Annotated in this window: 24 protein-coding genes and 1 riboswitch; of the genes, 20 read left to right on the top strand and 4 right to left on the bottom strand. The window is 56.2% G+C overall.

All coding sequences use genetic code 11. From position 1 onward, the window contains the following. Positions 1-4: 4 nt before the first annotated feature. From cbiB to pduF, 4 genes are all read right to left on the bottom strand, one after another. Positions 5-964: an adenosylcobinamide-phosphate synthase CbiB gene (gene cbiB, locus LDB27_RS08405; protein ID WP_000153654.1), complete on the bottom strand. Its 960-nt coding sequence runs from the start codon at positions 962-964 to the stop codon at positions 5-7. Further along, the gene (locus LDB27_RS08400; RefSeq protein ID WP_023231078.1) at positions 961-2,340 is read right to left on the bottom strand and encodes a cobyrinate a,c-diamide synthase; all 1,380 of its coding nucleotides are present in this window, start codon (positions 2,338-2,340) and stop codon (positions 961-963) included. Before LDB27_RS08400 ends, cbiB begins: the two co-directional genes overlap by 4 nt. 96 nt (positions 2,341-2,436) lie before the next feature. Next, positions 2,437-2,612, bottom strand: a riboswitch (cobalamin riboswitch). Between the two features lie 325 nt (positions 2,613-2,937). Further along, positions 2,938-3,849, bottom strand: a complete 912-nt coding sequence (gene pocR / locus LDB27_RS08395) for a transcriptional regulator PocR (protein WP_023231079.1) — start codon at positions 3,847-3,849, stop codon at positions 2,938-2,940. A gap of 216 nt (positions 3,850-4,065) precedes the next feature. Continuing rightward, entirely contained in the window at positions 4,066-4,860 is a 795-nt protein-coding gene (gene pduF / locus LDB27_RS08390) for a propanediol diffusion facilitator PduF (protein WP_001000023.1), read from the bottom strand. 524 nt (positions 4,861-5,384) lie between these two features. On the opposite strand from pduF, the gene pduA reads away from it, so the two are divergent. From pduA to pduW, 20 genes are all read left to right on the top strand, one after another. Further along, positions 5,385-5,669 (top strand): propanediol utilization microcompartment protein PduA, encoded by a 285-nt coding sequence (gene pduA, locus LDB27_RS08385; protein WP_001183618.1) that lies wholly within the window; start codon positions 5,385-5,387, stop codon positions 5,667-5,669. Continuing rightward, complete coding sequence (gene pduB, locus LDB27_RS08380) at positions 5,666-6,478, top strand: propanediol utilization microcompartment protein PduB (RefSeq protein WP_000097497.1); 813 nt, start codon at positions 5,666-5,668, stop codon at positions 6,476-6,478. Before pduA ends, pduB begins: the two co-directional genes overlap by 4 nt. Positions 6,479-6,496: 18 nt before the next feature. After that, entirely contained in the window at positions 6,497-8,161 is a 1,665-nt protein-coding gene (pduC, locus tag LDB27_RS08375) for a propanediol dehydratase large subunit PduC (RefSeq protein ID WP_001256896.1), read from the top strand. 10 nt (positions 8,162-8,171) lie between these two features. Continuing rightward, positions 8,172-8,846, top strand: a complete 675-nt coding sequence (gene pduD / locus LDB27_RS08370; protein ID WP_023231080.1) for a propanediol dehydratase medium subunit PduD — start codon at positions 8,172-8,174, stop codon at positions 8,844-8,846. 14 nt (positions 8,847-8,860) lie between these two features. Further along, positions 8,861-9,382: a propanediol dehydratase small subunit PduE gene (gene pduE / locus LDB27_RS08365; protein ID WP_001090597.1), complete on the top strand. Its 522-nt coding sequence runs from the start codon at positions 8,861-8,863 to the stop codon at positions 9,380-9,382. 206 nt (positions 9,383-9,588) lie between these two features. Then, positions 9,589-11,421 (top strand): propanediol dehydratase reactivase alpha subunit PduG, encoded by a 1,833-nt coding sequence (gene pduG / locus LDB27_RS08360; RefSeq protein ID WP_023231081.1) that lies wholly within the window; start codon positions 9,589-9,591, stop codon positions 11,419-11,421. Beyond that, entirely contained in the window at positions 11,411-11,761 is a 351-nt protein-coding gene (pduH, locus tag LDB27_RS08355) for a propanediol dehydratase reactivase beta subunit PduH (RefSeq protein ID WP_000377981.1), read from the top strand. The genes pduG and pduH overlap by 11 nt, the downstream gene beginning before the upstream one ends. Positions 11,762-11,780: 19 nt before the next feature. Then, positions 11,781-12,056, top strand: coding sequence for a propanediol utilization microcompartment protein PduJ (gene pduJ / locus LDB27_RS08350; RefSeq protein WP_001057755.1), 276 nt, complete (start codon positions 11,781-11,783; stop codon positions 12,054-12,056). Positions 12,057-12,059: 3 nt separating this feature from the next. Further along, positions 12,060-12,542 (top strand): propanediol utilization microcompartment protein PduK, encoded by a 483-nt coding sequence (pduK, locus tag LDB27_RS08345; protein ID WP_001284380.1) that lies wholly within the window; start codon positions 12,060-12,062, stop codon positions 12,540-12,542. After that, entirely contained in the window at positions 12,542-13,174 is a 633-nt protein-coding gene (locus LDB27_RS08340; protein WP_000356727.1) for a phosphate propanoyltransferase, read from the top strand. The genes pduK and LDB27_RS08340 overlap by 1 nt, the downstream gene beginning before the upstream one ends. Then, on the top strand, positions 13,171-13,662 hold the full coding sequence (pduM, locus tag LDB27_RS08335; RefSeq protein ID WP_001012960.1) for a propanediol utilization microcompartment protein PduM: 492 nt from the start codon (positions 13,171-13,173) through the stop codon (positions 13,660-13,662). Before LDB27_RS08340 ends, pduM begins: the two co-directional genes overlap by 4 nt. 3 nt (positions 13,663-13,665) lie before the next feature. After that, complete coding sequence (gene pduN / locus LDB27_RS08330; RefSeq protein ID WP_000549825.1) at positions 13,666-13,941, top strand: propanediol utilization microcompartment protein PduN; 276 nt, start codon at positions 13,666-13,668, stop codon at positions 13,939-13,941. 9 nt (positions 13,942-13,950) lie between these two features. Next, positions 13,951-14,961 (top strand): two-domain cob(I)yrinic acid a,c-diamide adenosyltransferase PduO, encoded by a 1,011-nt coding sequence (gene pduO, locus LDB27_RS08325; protein WP_023207888.1) that lies wholly within the window; start codon positions 13,951-13,953, stop codon positions 14,959-14,961. Continuing rightward, positions 14,958-16,352 carry a CoA-acylating propionaldehyde dehydrogenase PduP gene (pduP, locus tag LDB27_RS08320; protein ID WP_001634441.1) on the top strand — a complete coding sequence of 465 codons (1,395 nt, stop codon included), beginning with the start codon at positions 14,958-14,960 and terminating at the stop codon, positions 16,350-16,352. Before pduO ends, pduP begins: the two co-directional genes overlap by 4 nt. Before the next feature lie 11 nt (positions 16,353-16,363). Continuing rightward, positions 16,364-17,476, top strand: coding sequence for a 1-propanol dehydrogenase PduQ (pduQ, locus tag LDB27_RS08315; protein ID WP_001091454.1), 1,113 nt, complete (start codon positions 16,364-16,366; stop codon positions 17,474-17,476). Next, positions 17,473-18,828, top strand: a complete 1,356-nt coding sequence (gene pduS / locus LDB27_RS08310; RefSeq protein WP_023217288.1) for a cobalamin reductase PduS — start codon at positions 17,473-17,475, stop codon at positions 18,826-18,828. The genes pduQ and pduS overlap by 4 nt, the downstream gene beginning before the upstream one ends. Positions 18,829-18,830: 2 nt before the next feature. Then, positions 18,831-19,385, top strand: a complete 555-nt coding sequence (gene pduT, locus LDB27_RS08305) for a propanediol utilization microcompartment protein PduT (protein WP_000075774.1) — start codon at positions 18,831-18,833, stop codon at positions 19,383-19,385. Continuing rightward, on the top strand, positions 19,385-19,735 hold the full coding sequence (gene pduU / locus LDB27_RS08300; protein ID WP_023137030.1) for a propanediol utilization microcompartment protein PduU: 351 nt from the start codon (positions 19,385-19,387) through the stop codon (positions 19,733-19,735). Before pduT ends, pduU begins: the two co-directional genes overlap by 1 nt. Before the next feature lie 4 nt (positions 19,736-19,739). After that, positions 19,740-20,192 (top strand): propanediol utilization protein PduV, encoded by a 453-nt coding sequence (gene pduV / locus LDB27_RS08295; RefSeq protein WP_023231082.1) that lies wholly within the window; start codon positions 19,740-19,742, stop codon positions 20,190-20,192. After that, positions 20,177-21,391 (top strand): propanediol utilization propionate kinase PduW, encoded by a 1,215-nt coding sequence (gene pduW / locus LDB27_RS08290; protein WP_000120646.1) that lies wholly within the window; start codon positions 20,177-20,179, stop codon positions 21,389-21,391. Before pduV ends, pduW begins: the two co-directional genes overlap by 16 nt. The last annotated feature ends 5 nt before the right edge of the window (positions 21,392-21,396 follow it).

Genomic DNA, 21,396 nt, shown 5'->3' with positions numbered 1-21,396 from the left:
GTCCTCAGGCCACACCAGATAACCCGCACCGCGCCGCAATAAACAGCGCCAGCGCCAGGGTTGAAGCGACCCACATCAATCGAATCGTTCGAGAAATATCGTCCACGGAAATATCGCGCTGCGCGTCGCCGATCCAGGGCTTGTCCACACGCTCGCCAAAGTAGTTATTTGGGCCGCCGAGCTGGATTCCTAAGGCGCCGGCCACACACGCTTCCGACCAGGCGCAATTTGGGCTACTGTGGTTATAACGGTCACGCCAGCCAATACGCAGCGCCCGCCAACCACTCAGGCGACACAGTCCTGCCGCAATGCCCAGCAACAGCCAGCTCAGGCGGGCGGGAAGATAGTTCGCTACGTCGTCCATACGGGCGCTGACCATACCAATCGCCCGGTATTTTTCATGTTTGTAGCCCACCATTGAATCCAGGGTATTGACGGCTTTGTAGGCCATCGCCAGCGGCGCGCCGCCGAGAAAGAGGAAAAAGAGCGGCGCGATAATGCCGTCAACGGTGTTTTCTGCAACCGTTTCCACCACGGCGCGATTGATCTGCGCTGGCTGAAGTTGCGACGTATCGCGCCCGACGATCCAGGAGAGTTTTATTCGGCTTTCCGCAAGGTCGTTCTCCCGCAACGGTCGCTCAACCTCCTGCGCGGCGCGGGCCAGAGAGCGTCCGGCCAGCGTGGTAAAGATCATCCAGACTTCGACGCTCCAGCCAAACCAGGGGTGAATCCGCTGCGCCAGCGCCAGTACGCCCCATGCCACGCCCCAGGTCGCCCCGACAACCACAACCCACATTACGCCGCCGCCAATCCGCAGCGCTTTATCGCCGGGACAATAGCGACGCACAATACGCTGCACAAACGTGATTAAACGGCCTATCCAGCGTACCGGATGGGGCCAGTGTTGAGGGTCGCCGATGATAAAATCCAGCACCCAGGCGATACACCAGGCAAGGATCGTCATAATATGCGCCTCGCCGCCGCCAGCCAGTGCTGCAACATTTCCGGACGCTGGGCGAAATGGACGTGCAGATAGCTGGCAAACGTGTTGCCTGTCTGCCAGCCGCCGGTCCATTCCTGTAACACGCGACCATCGCGAACCTTACGACAAGCCATAACGGCGGGTGTTTCGGGGATAAAATCTGAGTAGTGAAATTCATGGCCGCGCACTATCTCGCCAGGCACCGCCAATAGCGTTGGCTGCATAGCCTGCGCCTCACAATAACCAAAGCGGGTAAGTCGCTTACCCATTTTGCTGTGACCGGGGATAATATTCGCCATCTGATGAATTTCCCCGCCACTATCCTCCAGAGTGCTCCCCAGATACATCAGACCGCCACACTCCGCGTAAATCGCCACGCCGCGCTGATGCGCCGCCTGCAAATGTTTTAACATCGCCGTATTTGCCGCCAGATCCGCGGCGTATAATTCAGGATATCCACCGCCCAGCCAGATCATCTGGCAATCAGGCAATGCGCGGTCATGCAGTGGGCTAAAACGCACAATGTTAACGCCGGCACGCTCCAGCAAATCGATGTTATCGGGGTAATAAAAGTTAAAGGCCTCATCATCAGCCAGAGCAAGCGTCAGCCCTGCCCCCGCTGTTTTACCAAGGCGTTCAGGCCACATTCCCGCCGGAAGCGCTGATAACACGCTCAGCGAGAGTAGCGCATCCACATCCACTGTTTGTTCCAGCGTGGCGGCAAAATCATGCCATGATTGCTGATTGACGAGGGATTCTCTGGCAGTAATCAACCCCAGGTGGCGTTCAGGTAATGCGACGCCGTCGCAAGGAGGAACATACCCCAGTACCGGCAGTGAGCAATAATGTTCAATGGCATTTTTGAGGAGCTGATAGTGGGCGTCGCTAGTGACGCGATTCACAATCACGCCCGCGAGGTTGAGGGTCGGGTCGAAGTGCTGAAATCCCATCACGATAGCCGCAAGCGACGTTGAAACAGCCTTGCCGTCCACCAGTAGGATGACCGGGCAACCAAGCTGTTTGGCCATTGCGGCTGTACTGCAATAATTGGGGTCGACGCCATAGCCGTCATACAGCCCCATGACCCCTTCAATGACGGCGATATCCGCCTGCCGCATTTGTTCGCAAAATAAGGCGTTGAGAACAGGAGGAGGAAGCATGAAACTGTCAAGATTACGGGACGCCACGCCACAGATAGCGGTATGCCAGCCGGTATCAAGGTAATCTGGCCCAACTTTAAACGGCTGTACGCGCAGCGCGCGTTTTTGCAGCAGCCTCAACAAACCAAGCGTCACCGTGGTTTTGCCGCAACCGCTTCCTGTGCCTGCAAGAATAAATGCGTGATGCCTTGCCGCCATTACCCTGATCCTGTTCAGGGTGGTAGGGGTATACAGGTACGCGCATGTTCAGTCTTTCGACTGTACGCGTCTTCGCAACCCACTTCCCACCGAAGTTGTTGGTTATCACCGACAGGCAGGTCTTCTGGCTTAGCGTCCTCCTCGCCCGTCCTTCCCAATCTTGCGATCAGTGGTCTTTACGGGGTCGTCAGCATCACAGCAGCGGGGGCTGCGGGGGATTTTCACCCCCTTCCCTACCACAAATGTGGCAAACCTGTTGGTTTACGTTATGGCTGTACGGCACACCCATAACGGCAATTAATAATGTGCTACGTTTTACATTTCTGTGAGCAATAACCTGAGCGGTTGCTCATCTGACGTTAATCTACTCATCCTTACCGGTATATTGACGATAAAACGTATCGACAAAGCGTAATAAAACTTATCTTTCCTGACACTGTACTTCATCACAAAAATAAAAACTGGTGCAGTTTATGCCCTAAATTTTATTATTTTGTTGCGCTATGACAATTTATTGTTACACCAGATAAATTTTCTTTCTGAAATGATTAAGATACAAAACACTATCAAAAATCGGCAATAGCAAAATATTGCTATTCATAACGATGGAGGATGAGAATTCTCATTTATCTGCTGGCGATAAGCCTGCGGCGTAACCTGATAGGTCTGGCGGAAGACTTTACAAAAATAGCTGGTTTGCGAAAAGCCTAAATTACGCGCAATACTGGCAATACTCCAGTCACTATGGCAAAGCAATTCTCTGGCGCTAACCATTCTCTGGCGGTTCACCCACGCATTAAATCCGATTCCCTGATATTTCTTGAATAGCTTACTGAAGTAATAGGGGCTGAGATAGACATGTGAGGCGACATCCTCAAGACGAAGATCGTCGGACAAATGCGCATCAATATAGCGAAGCGCTTTTTTCATTTTACTGTCATGCGGAGTGGGACCACGAGCGGCTTTATTTGCCGCCGATTGCTGCGGATTGTCTTTGATAACCACGAAATTGAGCTGTTTTTTCAGGCAATTCTCAACAATCAGTTTAAGGAGATCGGCGGAAGCGATAACTCGTGAATAGTCCATCTCTGGCACATTCCGAAATTCATTCAAGAGCTCAGGGTCAGCCTGCCAGCGATCGTCAACATTAAGAATGTTTACCAGCTCCACGTCATTACTTAAACGAACCTGCCCGCATAAAACAAAGCCAACTAAATGCCCTGCGATTACCAGCGGAATAGAAAAATCCGTTAGACCGGCATGACAACGATAAATACAGGGTTGATCGGTCTTCGATGCCTCCAGTCCCCCGCAGCGATCGCTCATACGACAACGTGTACTATGCTGGGGATGCTGCCGCATCAACTGACAAAACGGCGTGAAATTGAATAGCTCAGATATTTCATCACCATGAATATTGACAACCACAACCGCCAGACCGGTGGCTTGTGCAAAATCCTGTGCGATTTTATTAATGAGTTCTGAGTTCAGAGCGCTCGCAGAAATCATGATAAAACCCCTCAGTTAATTTATTGTTATAAACAAAACACATTATTTACATTCACTTTTTATTAGCATTATCCTGGCCCTGATAAAAAGTACAATGACAATATCAAAAGTCTCCCATTGCTGGGAGACGTTTTGATCAGTTCGTGAAAGCAGATCACGAAATTATCTCACCTGTTTTTACGATACATCATTGCTGTGAATCCGGTTCGCATTTTCTTACAGTTCACAGCGGTTACAAGGTAAATTCTTACCAATAAAATAGCGATATATGGCTGCTCCGGCACAGGCGCCGATAACAGGCGCGACAATCGGCACGATAAAATAAGGGATCTCTCGCCCACCGCTCATCGCCATGTTCCCCCACCCCGCTAACCATGTGAACAGTTTGGGACCGAAATCACGCGCCGGATTCATTGCAAAACCGGTAAGAGGTCCAGTAGACGCGCCGATAACGGCAACCAGTATCCCAATAAGCAAAGGTGCAAGCGGCCCTTTAGGAATGCCATTGCCATCATCCGTCAATGCCATGATCATGCCCATCAGAATCGAGGTAATGACCACTTCCACCAACGCAGCCTGCCATACATTTAGCGCTGCGGCCGGATAGGTACTGAAAATGCTGGCTAATTGCAAACTTTCGACGCTACCGCGCACCATATGATGCGCAGTCTCAAATTCAGTAAAAAGACTACTATAAAGCACATACGCCAGCAGAGCGCCGCCAAAAGCGCCGGCAAACTGGGCAATAATATAAGGCAATACTTTCTGTTTGGGGAAGCAGGCAAACAGCCACAGCGCAATCGTCACCGCAGGGTTAAGATGTCCGCCGGAGATCCCGGCCGTAAGGTAAACGGCCAGTGAAATTCCAAGCCCCCAAATAATGCAAATCTCCCATAATCCGAGGCTGGCGCCTGCGACTTTGAGCGCGCTCAAACAACCGATACCAAAAAACAAAAAGAGTCCGGTGCCTAAAAATTCCGCACCACATTGCGCCTTTAGAGAATCATTCATGTGACACCTTCTGAGCAAAGTTCGTGTCCTGGCCAGCGCAAGTTTCGGCTGGCGGTAGAGTACAGCTAACCTCACTATAAAAAGTGCCACCTGTAAATTGTTGGCAACCTGCGGGCCTGCCTTCCGGAAAAATCGTGTTGCGATAGCAAAATTTTGCTTTTCCGATATTTTTATCAGCCCATCACACGGGAAATTTGAGCTATAAAATACGCCTGTTGAAATAATAAAATATTGCACAAGCCAACTTATCAATTTCGAATAAACATCACATTTTGCGTCTTTCGCCATATCAAATAAAAATACTCTCGTCACTAACAAAAATGTAAAAATGAAATAATAAAAACAAAATAATCATATAGACAATAATAAATTAAATGTAATTTATCAATAAGTTATAAAAGCAAAAGACAATTTAGTCATATTGTTTTCCCATTATTTTCTGATGCTCAACAGCAAGTCAGCCATTCTTTTTCCTCGCATCTTCTTATAGTCCCCACTATCGGAACACTCCATGCGAGGTCTTTATGCAACAAGAAGCACTAGGAATGGTAGAAACCAAAGGCTTAACCGCAGCCATAGAGGCCGCTGATGCAATGGTTAAGTCAGCCAATGTGATGTTAGTGGGCTATGAAAAGATTGGCTCCGGGCTGGTAACCGTCATCGTGCGCGGCGATGTTGGCGCGGTCAAAGCGGCCACCGATGCAGGTGCCGCAGCCGCACGCAACGTGGGTGAAGTGAAAGCCGTACACGTCATCCCACGCCCTCACACCGATGTAGAAAAAATCTTACCGAAGGGAATTAGCCAATGAGCAGCAATGAGCTGGTGGAACAGATCATGGCGCAGGTGATTGCCCGTGTGGCAACGCCGGAACAACAGGCCATCCCTGGTCAACCCCAACCTATACGAGAGACGGCTATGGCAGAAAAAAGCTGCAGTTTAACGGAATTTGTCGGGACCGCCATTGGCGATACCCTTGGCCTGGTTATCGCTAACGTCGATACCGCCCTGCTGGATGCGATGAAGCTTGAGAAGCGCTATCGCTCCATCGGCATTCTCGGCGCCCGCACCGGCGCAGGCCCGCACATTATGGCGGCGGACGAAGCGGTGAAAGCCACCAATACCGAAGTAGTCAGCATTGAGCTGCCGCGCGATACCAAAGGCGGCGCGGGCCACGGTTCGCTGATTATTTTAGGCGGCAACGACGTTTCCGACGTCAAGCGCGGTATCGAAGTCGCGCTGAAAGAGCTGGACCGCACCTTCGGTGATGTTTACGGCAACGAAGCCGGACATATTGAGCTGCAGTACACCGCTCGCGCCAGCTACGCGCTGGAAAAAGCGTTCGGCGCGCCGATTGGCCGCGCTTGCGGCATTATCGTCGGCGCTCCGGCTTCCGTAGGCGTACTGATGGCCGATACCGCGCTGAAGTCAGCCAATGTTGAAGTCGTGGCGTACAGCTCTCCGGCGCACGGCACCAGCTTTAGTAACGAAGCTATTCTGGTGATTTCCGGCGACTCCGGCGCGGTCCGCCAGGCGGTGACCTCCGCCCGCGAAATCGGCAAAACCGTCCTTGCGACCCTCGGTTCTGAACCGAAAAACGATCGCCCGTCCTACATCTGATACCCACGAGGCTGATTCATGAGATCGAAAAGATTTGAAGCACTGGCGAAACGCCCTGTGAATCAGGACGGCTTCGTTAAGGAGTGGATCGAAGAAGGCTTTATCGCGATGGAAAGCCCGAACGATCCAAAACCGTCGATTAAAATCGTTAACGGCGCGGTGACCGAGCTGGACGGAAAACCGGTTAGCGAATTCGACCTGATCGACCACTTTATCGCTCGCTACGGCATCAACCTGAACCGCGCCGAAGAAGTGATGGCGATGGATTCGGTCAAGCTTGCCAATATGCTGTGCGATCCGAACGTCAAGCGCAGCGAAATCGTTCCGCTGACCACCGCCATGACCCCGGCGAAAATTGTTGAAGTGGTTTCGCATATGAACGTGGTTGAGATGATGATGGCGATGCAGAAAATGCGCGCCCGCCGCACTCCATCTCAGCAGGCGCACGTCACCAACGTCAAGGATAACCCGGTGCAAATTGCCGCCGATGCCGCCGAAGGCGCATGGCGCGGGTTTGACGAACAAGAAACCACGGTTGCGGTAGCACGCTACGCGCCGTTCAACGCCATCGCGCTGTTGGTCGGTTCTCAGGTTGGTCGTCCGGGCGTACTGACGCAGTGCTCCCTGGAAGAAGCCACCGAGCTTAAGCTCGGCATGCTGGGCCACACCTGCTACGCCGAAACCATCTCCGTTTACGGCACCGAGCCGGTCTTCACCGACGGTGACGATACACCATGGTCGAAGGGCTTCTTAGCCTCTTCCTACGCCTCTCGCGGCCTGAAAATGCGCTTCACCTCCGGCTCCGGATCCGAAGTGCAGATGGGCTACGCCGAAGGCAAATCCATGCTGTATCTGGAAGCGCGCTGCATCTATATCACCAAAGCGGCTGGCGTTCAGGGTCTGCAAAACGGCTCCGTAAGCTGCATCGGCGTACCGTCTGCCGTGCCGTCAGGCATTCGTGCCGTGCTGGCGGAAAACCTGATCTGCTCGTCGCTGGATCTGGAATGCGCCTCCAGTAACGACCAGACCTTCACCCACTCCGATATGCGTCGTACCGCGCGCCTGCTGATGCAGTTCCTGCCGGGTACCGACTTTATCTCCTCTGGTTATTCCGCGGTGCCGAACTACGACAACATGTTCGCCGGTTCCAACGAAGATGCGGAAGACTTTGACGACTACAACGTTATCCAGCGTGACCTGAAAGTGGACGGCGGTCTGCGCCCGGTTCGCGAAGAGGACGTTATCGCCATCCGTAACAAAGCCGCCCGCGCGCTGCAGGCCGTGTTTGCCGGAATGGGACTACCGCCGATTACCGATGAAGAAGTTGAAGCCGCGACCTATGCCCACGGTTCGAAAGATATGCCGGAGCGTAACATCGTCGAAGACATCAAGTTCGCCCAGGAAATCATCAATAAAAACCGCAACGGTCTGGAAGTCGTTAAAGCGCTGGCGCAGGGCGGGTTTACCGACGTGGCCCAGGACATGCTCAACATCCAGAAAGCCAAGCTAACCGGCGACTATTTGCACACCTCCGCCATTATCGTCGGCGACGGACAAGTGCTCTCTGCGGTTAATGACGTCAATGACTATGCCGGTCCGGCAACAGGTTATCGCCTGCAGGGAGAACGCTGGGAAGAGATTAAAAACATCCCTGGCGCTCTTGATCCCAACGAGATTGATTAAGGGGTGAGAAATGGAAATTAATGAAAAATTGCTGCGCCAGATAATTGAAGACGTGCTCCGCGATATGAAGGGCAGCGATAAACCCGTCTCGTTTAATGCGCCTGCGGCATCCACAGCACCACAGACCGCTGCGCCTGCGGGCGACGGCTTTCTGACCGAAGTGGGCGAAGCGCGCCAGGGCACTCAGCAGGGCGAAGTCATTATCGCCGTCGGCCCGGCATTTGGCCTGGCGCAAACCGTCAATATCGTGGGCTTACCGCATAAGAGCATTCTGCGCGAAGTCATTGCCGGTATTGAAGAAGAAGGCATCAAGGCGCGCGTGATTCGCTGCTTTAAATCTTCCGACGTGGCGTTCGTCGCCGTGGAAGGTAACCGCCTGAGTGGCTCCGGCATCTCCATCGGCATCCAGTCGAAAGGTACTACGGTTATCCACCAGCAGGGGCTACCGCCGCTCTCTAACCTGGAGCTGTTCCCGCAGGCGCCGCTGCTGACGCTGGAAACCTACCGTCAGATTGGTAAAAACGCCGCCCGCTATGCGAAACGCGAATCACCGCAGCCGGTCCCTACGCTCAATGACCAGATGGCACGCCCGAAGTACCAGGCAAAGTCGGCCATATTGCACATTAAAGAGACCAAGTACGTCGTGACGGGCAAAAACCCGCAGGAACTGCGCGTGGCGCTTTGATAAAGGATAACTCCATGAATACCGACGCAATTGAATCGATGGTCCGGGACGTATTGAGCCGCATGAACAGCCTGCAGGGCGATGCGCCAGCAGCGGCTCCTGCGGCAGGCGGCACGTCCCGCAGCGCAAAGGTTAGCGACTACCCGCTGGCGAACAAACACCCGGAATGGGTGAAAACCGCCACCAATAAAACGCTGGACGACTTTACGCTGGAAAACGTGCTGAGCAATAAAGTCACCGCTCAGGATATGCGTATTACCCCGGAAACCCTGCGCTTACAGGCGTCTATCGCCAAAGATGCGGGCCGCGACCGGCTGGCGATGAACTTCGAACGCGCCGCCGAACTGACCGCGGTACCGGACGATCGCATTCTGGAAATCTACAACGCCCTTCGTCCGTATCGTTCAACGAAAGAAGAGCTGCTCGCTATCGCCGACGATCTCGAAAACCGTTATCAGGCAAAGATTTGCGCAGCTTTCGTTCGTGAAGCGGCAGGACTGTACGTTGAGCGTAAAAAACTCAAAGGCGACGATTAGCTTTCTCTAAGTAATTCGAGATGCATTGAGGCGGCAAGTGAGTGACAAATTCGTCTGGAACGAATTTGAACAGCCATAGGCTGGCTTTAGTGAGGGACAGGGATGTCCCTCATAACCCCGATGAGCTTACTGTAGTAAGTGATTCGGGTGAAAGAACGCAGCCAACAAAAAGGCAGTTTGAAGTACGACGAGAAAAAGGATATACGATGCGATATATAGCTGGCATTGACATCGGTAACTCATCAACGGAAGTCGCGCTGGCGCGGCAAGATGAGACTGGCGCGCTGACAATCACACACAGCGCGCTGGCGGAAACCACCGGGATCAAAGGCACGTTGCGTAACGTGTTCGGCATTCAGGAAGCGCTCGCCCTCGTCGCAAAGCGCGCGGGGATCAATGTCAGCGATATTTCGCTCATCCGCATTAACGAAGCCACGCCGGTGATTGGCGATGTGGCGATGGAAACCATTACCGAAACCATCATCACCGAATCGACAATGATCGGCCATAACCCAAAAACGCCGGGCGGAGCAGGCCTTGGTGTGGGTATCACGATTACGCCGGAGGAGCTGTTAACCCGCCCGGCGGACTCGTCCTATATTCTGGTGGTATCGTCAGCCTTTGATTTTGCTGATATCGCCAATGTTATCAACGCCTCAATGCGCGCCGGATACCAGATTACCGGCGTCATTTTGCAGCGCGACGATGGCGTACTGGTCAGCAACCGGCTGGAAAAATCGCTACCGATTGTCGATGAAGTTCTGTACATCGACCGCATTCCGCTGGGGATGCTGGCGGCGATTGAAGTCGCCGTGCCGGGAAAGGTTATCGAAACCCTCTCCAACCCTTACGGCATCGCCACCGTATTTAATCTCAACGCCGATGAGACGAAAAACATCGTCCCGATGGCGCGCGCGCTGATTGGCAACCGTTCCGCCGTGGTGGTTAAAACGCCATCCGGCGACGTCAAAGCGCGCGCAATACCCGCCGGTAACCTGGAGCTGCAGGCTCAGGGTCGTACCGTGCGCGTGGATGTTGCCGCCGGTGCCGAAGCTATCATGAAAGCGGTGGACGGCTGCGGCAAGCTCGACAACGTCACCGGCGAGGCCGGGACCAATATCGGCGGCATGCTGGAGCACGTACGCCAGACCATGGCCGAGCTAACCAATAAGCCCAGCAGCGAGATTTTCATTCAGGATCTTCTGGCCGTTGACACCTCGGTTCCGGTGAGCGTCACCGGCGGTCTGGCCGGGGAGTTCTCGCTGGAGCAGGCCGTCGGCATCGCCTCGATGGTGAAATCAGACCGTCTGCAAATGGCGATGATTGCCCGTGAAATTGAGCAGAAGCTTAATATCGACGTGCAGATCGGCGGCGCTGAGGCTGAAGCCGCCATTCTGGGCGCGCTGACCACGCCGGGTACCACCCGACCGCTGGCGATCCTCGACCTCGGCGCGGGCTCCACCGATGCCTCCATCATCAACCCTAAAGGCGAAATCATCGCCACCCATCTCGCCGGGGCAGGCGATATGGTCACGATGATTATTGCCCGCGAACTGGGGCTGGAAGACCGCTATCTGGCGGAAGAGATCAAAAAATACCCGCTGGCTAAGGTCGAAAGCCTGTTCCACTTACGCCACGAGGACGGCAGCGTCCAGTTCTTCCCGACGCCGCTGCCTCCCGCCGTGTTCGCCCGCGTCTGCGTGGTGAAACCGGACGAACTGGTGCCGCTTCCCGGCGACTTAGTGCTGGAAAAAGTGCGCGCCATTCGCCGCAGCGCCAAAGAGCGCGTCTTTGTCACCAACGCCCTGCGCGCGCTGCGTCAGGTCAGTCCAACCGGCAACATTCGCGATATTCCGTTCGTGGTGCTGGTCGGCGGCTCGTCGCTGGATTTCGAAGTTCCGCAGCTGGTCACCGATGCGCTGGCGCACTACCGCCTGGTCGCCGGGCGAGGAAATATTCGCGGCAGCGAAGGCCCAAGAAACGCGGTAGCCACCGGCCTGATTCTCTCCTGGCATAAGGAGTTTGCACATGGACAGTAATCACAGCGCCCCGGCCATCGTCATTACCGTTATCAGCGACTGCGCCAGCCTTTGGCACGAAGTGCTGCTGGGCATTGAAGAGGAAGGCATCCCTTTCCTGCTTCAGCATCATCCGGCAGGAGAGGTCGTTGACAGCGCCTGGCAGGCGGCGCGCAGCTCGCCGCTGCTGGTTGGCATTGCCTGCGATCGACACTCGCTGGTCGTGCATTACAAGAATTTACCCGCATCGGCGCCGCTTTTTACGCTGATGCATCATCAGGACAGTCAGGCCCAACGCAACACCGGTAATAACGCGGCACGGCTGGTCAAAGGGATCCCTTTCCGGGATCTGAATAGCTAAGCAACAGGAGAACTGCAGTATGAATAACGCACTGGGACTGGTTGAAACAAAAGGGCTGGTCGGCGCCATTGAAGCCGCCGATGCAATGGTTAAATCCGCCAACGTACAGCTGGTGGGCTACGAAAAAATTGGTTCTGGCCTGGTTACCGTCATGGTTCGCGGCGATGTCGGCGCGGTTAAAGCAGCCGTAGATGCAGGCAGCGCGGCGGCAAGCGTCGTGGGTGAAGTGAAATCCTGCCACGTTATCCCGCGTCCGCACAGCGATGTTGAGGCCATTTTACCGAAATCAGCCTAATCGATGGCAAATAAGGAGCACCGCGTGAAGCAATCACTGGGATTACTTGAAGTTTGTGGTCTGGCACTGGCTATCAGCTGCGCCGATATCATGGCGAAATCCGCTTCTATCACGCTGCTCGCCCTCGAAAAGACCAATGGTTCAGGCTGGATGGTGATTAAAATTACCGGTGATGTGGCCTCCGTTCAGGCGGCTATCACCACCGGTGCGCATTTCGCCGAACAGCGGAATGGCCTGGTGGCCCACAAGGTTATCGCCAGGCCCGGAGAAGGGATCCTGCTCGCAGAGCCCCCCCCACCCTCCGTCATTGAACCTGAGCCTGAAGCGTCAGAGATAGCTGATGTCGTTTCTGAAGCGACAGCAGAAGAGGCCCCGCAGGAATCAGAACTGGTCAGTTGCAACCTGTGTCTGGATCCAAAATGTCCTCGCCAGAAGGGCGAACCTCGTACGCTTTGCATTCATCCCGGTAAGCGAGGTGAAGCGTAATGGATAAAGAGCTTCTGCAATCAACGGTCAGTAAAGTTCTTGATGAGATGCGCCTGCGGCCTATCCCGCTGGGCGTCTCAAACCGTCATATCCACCTGTCCGCACAGGATTATGAGCGGCTGTTTCCCGGCCATCCCATCAGCGAGAAAAAAGCGCTGCTGCAGCCGGGACAATACGCCGCGGAGCAAACCGTCACCCTGGTGGGACCGAAAGGGCAGCTCAAAAATGTGCGCCTGCTCGGTCCGCTGCGCTCGGTAAGCCAGGTGGAAATTTCGCGTACCGATGCGAGAACGCTGGGGATTGCCGCGCCGCTGAGAATGTCCGGCAACCTGAAGGGGACGCCGGGCATCCGCCTGGTCAGCCCCTTTGCCGAACTGGAGCTACCTTCCGGGGTTATCGTCGCGCAGCGGCATATCCATATGTCGCCGCTTGATGCGCTGATCCTGCGGGTTTCCCACGGCGATAGGGTTTCAGTGGCGATTGAAGGCGACGAGCGCGGGCTGATTTTCAACAACGTGGCGATTCGCGTTTCACCGGACATGCGCCTCGAAATGCACATTGATACCGATGAAGCCAACGCCGCTGGTGCCGATAACCCGCAGGCCTTTGCCCGGCTGGTAGGCCCGCGATGAACGGCGAAACCCTGCAGCGCATTGTCGAGGAGATTGTCTCCCGGCTGCATCGCCGTGCCCAGAGCACGGCGACGCTGAGCGTTACGCAACTTCGCGATGCCGACTGTCCAGCACTGTTCTGTCAGCACGCGTCGCTGCGCATCCTGCTCGTCGACCTGCCGCTGCTGAGTCAGCTTGCGGATGCAGAAACCGACGATGCCGCCGCCCGGAAAATTCACGACGCGCTGGCGTTTGGCATCCGCGTACAGCTCAGCCTGCACAGCCAGCTGCTGCCGGTTATCCCGGTAAAAAAACTGGCTCGTCTGCCGCTGGTATTCACCGATGAGCACGGACTGCCGCTGGTTCTGCATGCGGGTTCGGTGCTGAGCTATCGCGATGTCGCGCTGCTAAGCCGGGGGCGTGTGGTTGTCCACCGCAAATGCATCGTGACCGCCATGGCGCGTGACGCGGCCAATGCGCGGAATATTCAATTAATTAAGCAGGAGTAAATCATGCATCTGGCACGAGTCACGGGCGCGGTTGTCTCCACGCAAAAATCACCTTCTTTGATTGGGAAAAAGCTGCTGCTGGTGCGTCGGGTCAGCGCCGATGGCGAACTCCCCGCCTCGCCCACCTCCGGCGATGAAGTGGCCGTGGACTCCGTCGGCGCAGGCGTCGGCGAACTGGTTTTGCTCAGCGGCGGCTCCAGCGCCAGGCACGTTTTTTCCGGGCCAAATGAGGCCATCGACCTCGCCGTTGTCGGCATTGTAGATACGCTTTCGCGTTAAGGGGCGGTTATGGCGATTTATACCCGAACAGGTGACGCTGGCACCACATCACTGTTTACCGGCCAGCGGGTGAGCAAAACCCACCCGCGGGTTGAAGCCTACGGCACGCTGGATGAGCTGAACGCCGCGCTGAGCCTGTGCGCCTGCGCCGCTGCGGATGAAAATCACCGCACCTTACTCGAGGCCATCCAGCAGCAACTTTTTTGGTTTAGCGCAGAGCTGGCCAGCGACAGCGAGCAGCCGTCACCCAAACAGCGCTACATCAGCAGCGAAGAGATTTCGGCTCTGGAAGCCGCTATCGATCGGGCAATGGCCCGCGTCGAACCGCTGCACAGCTTTATTTTACCCGGACGCTGCGAAGCCGCGAGCCGCTTACATTTTGCCCGCACGCTGGCGCGCCGCGCCGAACGCCGTCTGGTTGAACTGGCAACTGAAGTCAACGTACGCCAGGTGCTGATGCGCTACATCAACCGCTTATCGGACTGCCTGTACGCCCTGGCCCGCGCGGAAGATAGCGATGCGCACCAGGCCAACATCATCCGTGAAGTTAGCAAGCGCTATCTGGCTGCCAGCCAGCCGACCCGCAGCAAGGAGACAACGCCCGTGGCCCTCTCATTCCACGATCTGCACCAGCTCACCCGCGCCGCCGTTGAACGCGCGCAGCAACTGCAGGTTCCGGTAGTCATCAGCATCGTTGACGCGCACGGCACGGAAACTGTGACCTGGCGGATGCCGGACGCCCTGCTGGTCAGCAGCGAACTGGCGCCAAAAAAGGCATGGACCGCAGTGGCTATGAAAACGGCGACCCATGAGCTGAGCGATGCCGTTCAGCCGGGCGCCGCGCTTTACGGTCTGGAAAGTCATTTACAGGGAAAAGTAGTCACCTTTGGCGGCGGTTACGCCCTGTGGCGCGACGGCATATTAATTGGGGGTCTTGGCATCAGCGGCGGCAGCGTTGAGCAGGACATGGACATAGCACAGACCGCCATCGCGGCTATTAACGTGGGAACTCATCAATGAATACTTCTGAACTCGAAACCCTGATTCGCACCATTCTTAGCGAGCAATTAACCACGCCGGCGCAAACGCCGGCTCAGCCTCAGGGCAAAGGGATTTTCCAGTCCGTGAGCGAGGCCATCGATGCCGCGCACCAGGCGTTCTTACGTTATCAGCAGTGCCCGCTAAAAACCCGCAGCGCCATTATCAGCGCGATGCGTCAGGAGCTGACGCCGCTGCTGGCTGCTCTGGCAGAGGAGAGCGCCAATGAAACGGGAATGGGCAACAAAGAAGATAAATTCCTCAAAAACAAGGCTGCGCTGGACAACACGCCGGGCGTAGAAGATCTCACCACCACCGCGCTGACCGGCGACGGCGGCATGGTGCTGTTTGAATACTCACCGTTTGGCGTTATCGGTTCGGTCGCCCCAAGCACCAACCCGACGGAAACCATCATCAATAACAGCATCAGCATGTTGGCGGCGGGCAACAGTATCTACTTTAGCCCGCATCCGGGGGCGAAAAAGGTCTCTCTGAAGCTGATTAGCCTGATTGAAGAGATTGCCTTCCGCTGCTGCGGCATCCGCAATCTGGTGGTGACTGTAGCTGAACCCACCTTCGAAGCGACCCAGCAGATGATGGCCCACCCGCGAATCGCGGTACTGGCTATTACCGGCGGCCCCGGCATTGTGGCAATGGGCATGAAGAGCGGTAAGAAGGTGATTGGCGCTGGCGCGGGTAACCCGCCCTGCATCGTTGATGAAACGGCGGACCTGGTGAAAGCGGCGGAAGATATCATCAACGGCGCGTCATTCGATTACAACCTGCCCTGCATTGCCGAGAAGAGCCTGATCGTAGTGGAGAGCGTCGCCGAACGTCTGGTGCAGCAAATGCAAACCTTCGGCGCGCTGCTGCTAAGCCCGGCCGATACCGACAAACTCCGCGCCGTCTGCCTGCCTGAAGGTCAGGCCAATAAAAAACTGGTCGGCAAGAGCCCATCGGCCATGCTGGAAGCCGCCGGGATCGCTGTCCCTGCAAAAGCGCCGCGTCTGCTGATTGCCGTTGTCAACGCTGACGATCCGTGGGTCACCAGCGAACAGCTGATGCCGATGCTGCCGGTGGTAAAAGTCAGCGATTTCGATAGCGCGCTGGCGCTGGCCCTGAAGGTTGAAGAGGGGCTGCATCATACCGCCATTATGCACTCGCAGAACGTGTCGCGCCTGAACCTCGCGGCCCGCACCCTGCAAACCTCGATATTCGTCAAAAACGGCCCCTCTTATGCCGGGATCGGCGTCGGCGGCGAAGGCTTTACCACCTTTACTATTGCCACGCCAACCGGTGAAGGGACCACGTCAGCGCGTACTTTTGCCCGCTCCCGGCGCTGCGTACTGACCAACGGCTTTTCTATTCGCTAACCGAGGTCGCGATGAATACCTTCTCACTACAAACGCGGTTGTACAGCGGTCAGGGCAGCCTGGCGGTGCTCAAGCGCTTTACCAATAAGCACATCTGGATAATCTGCGATGGCTTTCTGGCTCGCTCTCCGCTGCTGGATACCCTGCGTAACGCGCTGCCCGCAGATAACCGCATCAGCGTCTTTAGCGAGATAACGCCGGACCCCACCATCCATACCGTGGTTCAGGGCATTGCGCAAATGCAGGCTCTGCAACCGCAGGTGGTGATCGGTTTTGGCGGCGGCTCGGCAATGGACGCGGCGAAAGCGATTGTCTGGTTTAGCCAGCAGAGCGGGATCAACATCGAAACCTGCGTGGCGATCCCGACCACCAGCGGCACCGGTTCGGAAGTGACCAGCGCCTGCGTAATTAGCGACCCGGATAAAGGCATCAAGTACCCGCTGTTCAACAATGCGCTGTATCCGGATATGGCGATCCTTGACCCGGAATTGGTGGTCAGCGTACCGCCGCAGATTACCGCCAACACCGGTATGGACGTGCTGACCCACGCCCTGGAGGCCTGGGTGTCACCGCACGCCAGCGACTTTACCGACGCGCTGGCGGAAAAAGCCGCCAAACTGGTGTTCCAGTATCTGCCCACGGCGGTGGAAAAAGGCGACTGCGTAGCGACGCGCGGGAAAATGCACAATGCCTCAACGCTCGCCGGGATGGCCTTCAGCCAGGCGGGACTGGGTCTTAACCACGCGATAGCTCACCAGCTCGGCGGACAGTTCCATCTGCCGCACGGGCTGGCCAATGCGCTGCTGCTCACGACGGTGATCCGCTTTAACGCGGGTGACCCGCGCGCCGCCAAACGCTACGCGCGGCTGGCCAAAGCCTGCGGCTTTTGCCCGGCAGAAGCCAATGACGTTGCGGCGATCAATGCGCTGATTCAGCAAATCGAACTGCTTAAGCAACGCTGTGCCCTTCCCTCACTGGCCGTTGCGCTTAAAGAAGGAAGATCCGACTTTTCCGCACGCATTCCGGCGATGGTGCAGGCTGCGCTGGCTGACGTTACGCTGCGCACTAACCCGCGCCCGGCCAATGCCGAAGCCATTCGGGAACTGCTGGAGGAACTGCTATGAGTACCACCGTCAACGTCGTTGAAATGTCTTATAGCGCTGATGAAATTCGCGAGCGCGTTCGCGCAGCGGGCGTTGTCGGCGCGGGCGGCGCAGGTTTTCCCGCTCACGTCAAACTACAGGCGCAGGTAGAGATTTTTCTGGTGAACGCCGCCGAGTGTGAACCGATGCTCAAAGTTGACCAGCAACTGATGTGGCAGCAGGCCGCACGTCTTGTTCGCGGCGTGCAGTACGCGATGACGGCAACCGGCGCGCGCGAAGGGGTGATAGCCCTGAAAGAAAAATACCGCCGGGCCATCGACGCGCTCACCCCACAGCTGCCAGCCGGTATCCGCCTGCATATCCTGCCGGATGTTTATCCTGCGGGCGATGAGGTGCTGACTATCTGGATGGCAACCGGCCGCCGGGTCGCCCCGGCTGCGCTACCGGCCAGCGTCGGCGTGGTCGTCAATAACGTGCAAACGTTGCTGAATATTGCCCGGGCGGTCGAGCAGCAGTTTCCGGTCACTCGTCGCACGTTGACCGTGAACGGCGCGGTCGCCAGACCGTTGACCGTTACCGTTCCTATCGGCATGTCACTGCATGAAGTGCTGGTGCTGGCGGGCGGCGCAACGGTCGACGACCCTGGTTTTATTAACGGCGGCCCGATGATGGGTGGCCTGATTACCTCTCTTGATAACCCGGTGACGAAAACTACCGGCGGCCTGCTGGTGCTCCCCAAAAACCATCCGCTTATCCAGCGGAGAATACAGGACGAGCGCACGGTGCTTTCCGTCGCGCGCACCGTCTGCGAACAGTGCCGACTGTGTACCGATCTCTGTCCGCGACACCTGATCGGCCACGAACTCTCCCCGCACCTGCTGGTGCGGGCGGTGAACTTTCACCAGGCCGCCACGCCGCAGTTGCTGCTGAGCGCCCTTACCTGCTCGGAATGCAACGTTTGCGAAAGCGTGGCCTGCCCGGTGGGGATCTCGCCGATGCGCATCAACCGCATGTTAAAACGCGAGCTGCGGGCGCAAAACCAGCGCTACGAAGGGCCGCTGAACCCGGCCGACGAGATGGCGAAATATCGCCTGGTGCCGGTGAAGCGGCTGATCGCCAAACTGGGACTAAGCCCCTGGTACCAGGAAGCTCCGCTGGTTGAAGAAGAGCCGTCAGTAAAAAAAGTCACTTTGCAGCTGCGCCAGCATATTGGTGCCAACGCAGTACCGACTGTTGCCGTCGGCGAGCGCGTGACGCGCGGACAGTGCGTTGCCGATGTCCCGCCTGGCGCGCTCGGCACCCCCATTCACGCCAGCATCGACGGCATTGTTTCGGCCATCAGCGAACAGGCCATCACGGTTGTAAGAGGTTAACCATGTCTCAGGCTATAGGAATTTTAGAACTCACCAGCATCGCCAAAGGCATGGAGCTTGGTGATGCCATGCTGAAAAGCGCCAACGTCGATCTGCTGGTCAGCAAGACCATCTGTCCGGGGAAGTTTTTACTGATGCTCGGCGGGGATATCGGCGCTGTCCAGCAGGCTATTGAAACCGGTACGTCGCAGGCCGGCGAGATGCTCGTCGACAGCCTGGTGCTGGCAAATATTCATCCCAGCGTACTTCCGGCCATCAGCGGCCTGAACAGCGTCGATAAGCGCCAGGCGGTAGGTATCGTCGAAACCTGGAGCGTGGCGGCCTGCATCAGCGCCGCAGACCGGGCGGTGAAAGGCTCAAACGTCACCCTGGTGCGGGTGCATATGGCCTTCGGCATCGGCGGTAAATGCTACATGGTGGTGGCAGGCGATGTTTCTGACGTCAACAACGCCGTGACGGTCGCCAGCGAAAGCGCGGGCGAGAAAGGGTTGCTGGTTTACCGCTCGGTGATCCCGCGCCCGCATGAAGCCATGTGGCGACAGATGGTGGAGGGATAATGGAAAGACAGCCAACAACGGATCGCATGATTCAGGAGTACGTTCCCGGGAAACAGGTCACCCTCGCGCACCTGATTGCCAATCCGGGGAAAGATCTCTTTAAGAAGCTGGGCCTGCCGGATGCAGTGTCCGCCATAGGCATCCTTACCATCACGCCGAGCGAAGCATCGATTATCGCCTGCGATATCGCCACTAAATCCGGCGCGGTGGAAATTGGTTTTCTCGATCGCTTTACCGGTGCCGTGGTGCTGACCGGCGATGTTTCCGCTGTGGAATATGCCCTCAAGCAGGTAACGCGCACGCTGGGCGAGATGATGCATTTCACCACCTGCTCGATCACCCGGACGTAACGTCATGAAGCGTTTGATGTTTATCGGCCCCAGCCAGTGCGGAAAAACCTCGCTGACCCAAAGCCTGCGCGGCGAAGCGCTCCATTATAAGAAAACCCAGGCCATTGAATGGTCGCCGATGGCCATCGATACGCCGGGCGAATATCTGGAGAACCGCTGCCTGTATAGCGCCCTGCTAACCAACGCCTGCGAGGCCGACGTTATCGCCCTGGTGTTAAATGCCGACGCCCAGTGGTCGCCCTTTTCTCCGGGGTTTACCGCCCCGATGAACCGCCCGACGATTGGCCTGGTCACCAAGGCCGATCTCGCCGAGCCGCAGCGTATTTCGCTTATCGCACAATGGCTTACGCAGGCTGGCGCACAGCAGATATTTATTACCAGCGCGTTGAATAATTCGGGTCTCGACGCCGTGCTGGATTTTCTGAATTCGAAGGAACCTTTATGTCTTACAAAATAATGGCCATTAACGCCGGCAGCTCATCGTTAAAATTCCAGCTGCTGGAGATGCCGCAGGGCGACATGCTCTGTCAGGGGCTGATTGAACGTATCGGTATGGCGGATGCGCAAGTGACAATTAAGACGCACAGCCAAAAATGGCAGGAAACCGTCCCCGTTGCCGATCATCGCGATGCGGTAACGCTGCTTCTGGAAAAGCTGCTGGGTTATCAAATCATTAACAGTCTGCGGGACATTGACGGGGTGGGCCATCGTGTGGCGCACGGCGGTGAGTTTTTTAAAGACTCGACGCTGGTCACGGATGAAACGTTAGCGCAAATCGAACGTCTTGCTGAACTGGCCCCGCTTCACAACCCGGTAAACGCGTTGGGTATTCACGTTTTTCGTCAACTGTTGCCTGATGCCCCTTCCGTAGCCGTGTTTGATACGGCATTTCACCAGACGCTGGATGAACCCGCCTATATTTACCCGCTTCCCTGGCATTATTATGCTGAACTGGGGATTCGCCGTTATGGCTTTCATGGCACCAGCCATAAGTATGTCAGCGGCGTTCTGGCGGAAAAGCTGGGCGTACCACTCAGCGCATTACGGGTGATTTGTTGTCATCTTGGAAACGGTAGCAGCATCTGCGCCATCAAGAACGGGCGTTCGGTCAATACGTCGATGGGCTTTACGCCGCAGTCAGGCGTGATGATGGGCACCCGTAGCGGAGATATTGATCCCTCTATTCTGCCGTGGATAGCCCAGCGCGAAAACAAAACGCCGCAACAGTTGAATCAGTTATTAAATAATGAGTCAGGCTTGCTGGGCGTTTCTGGCGTGTCGTCTGATTACCGCGATGTCGAACAGGCAGCCAATACCGGTAACCGGCAGGCTAAACTCGCTCTCACTCTGTTTGCCGAACGCATTCGCGCCACCATCGGCAGCTATATTATGCAAATGGGAGGACTGGATGCGCTGGTATTCACTGGGGGCATTGGCGAGAACTCAGCGCGCGCCAGATCGGCGGTGTGCCATAATTTGCAATTTTTGGGCTTAGCCGTTGATGAAGAGAAAAATCAGCGTAATGCGACATTTATCCAGACGGAGAACGCCTTGGTGAAAGTCGCCGTCATCAACACCAACGAAGAGTTAATGATCGCACAAGACGTTATGCGCGTTGCGCTACCTGCCACGGAAGGGCTTTGTGTACCAGCCTGAGAGGG

The organism is Salmonella sp. JXY0409-18, assembly GCF_020268625.1.
GTDB lineage: Bacteria > Pseudomonadota > Gammaproteobacteria > Enterobacterales > Enterobacteriaceae > Salmonella > Salmonella enterica.
Note: the sequence above shows the minus strand (reverse complement) of the source record. Positions and strands in the feature narration are given on the sequence as shown.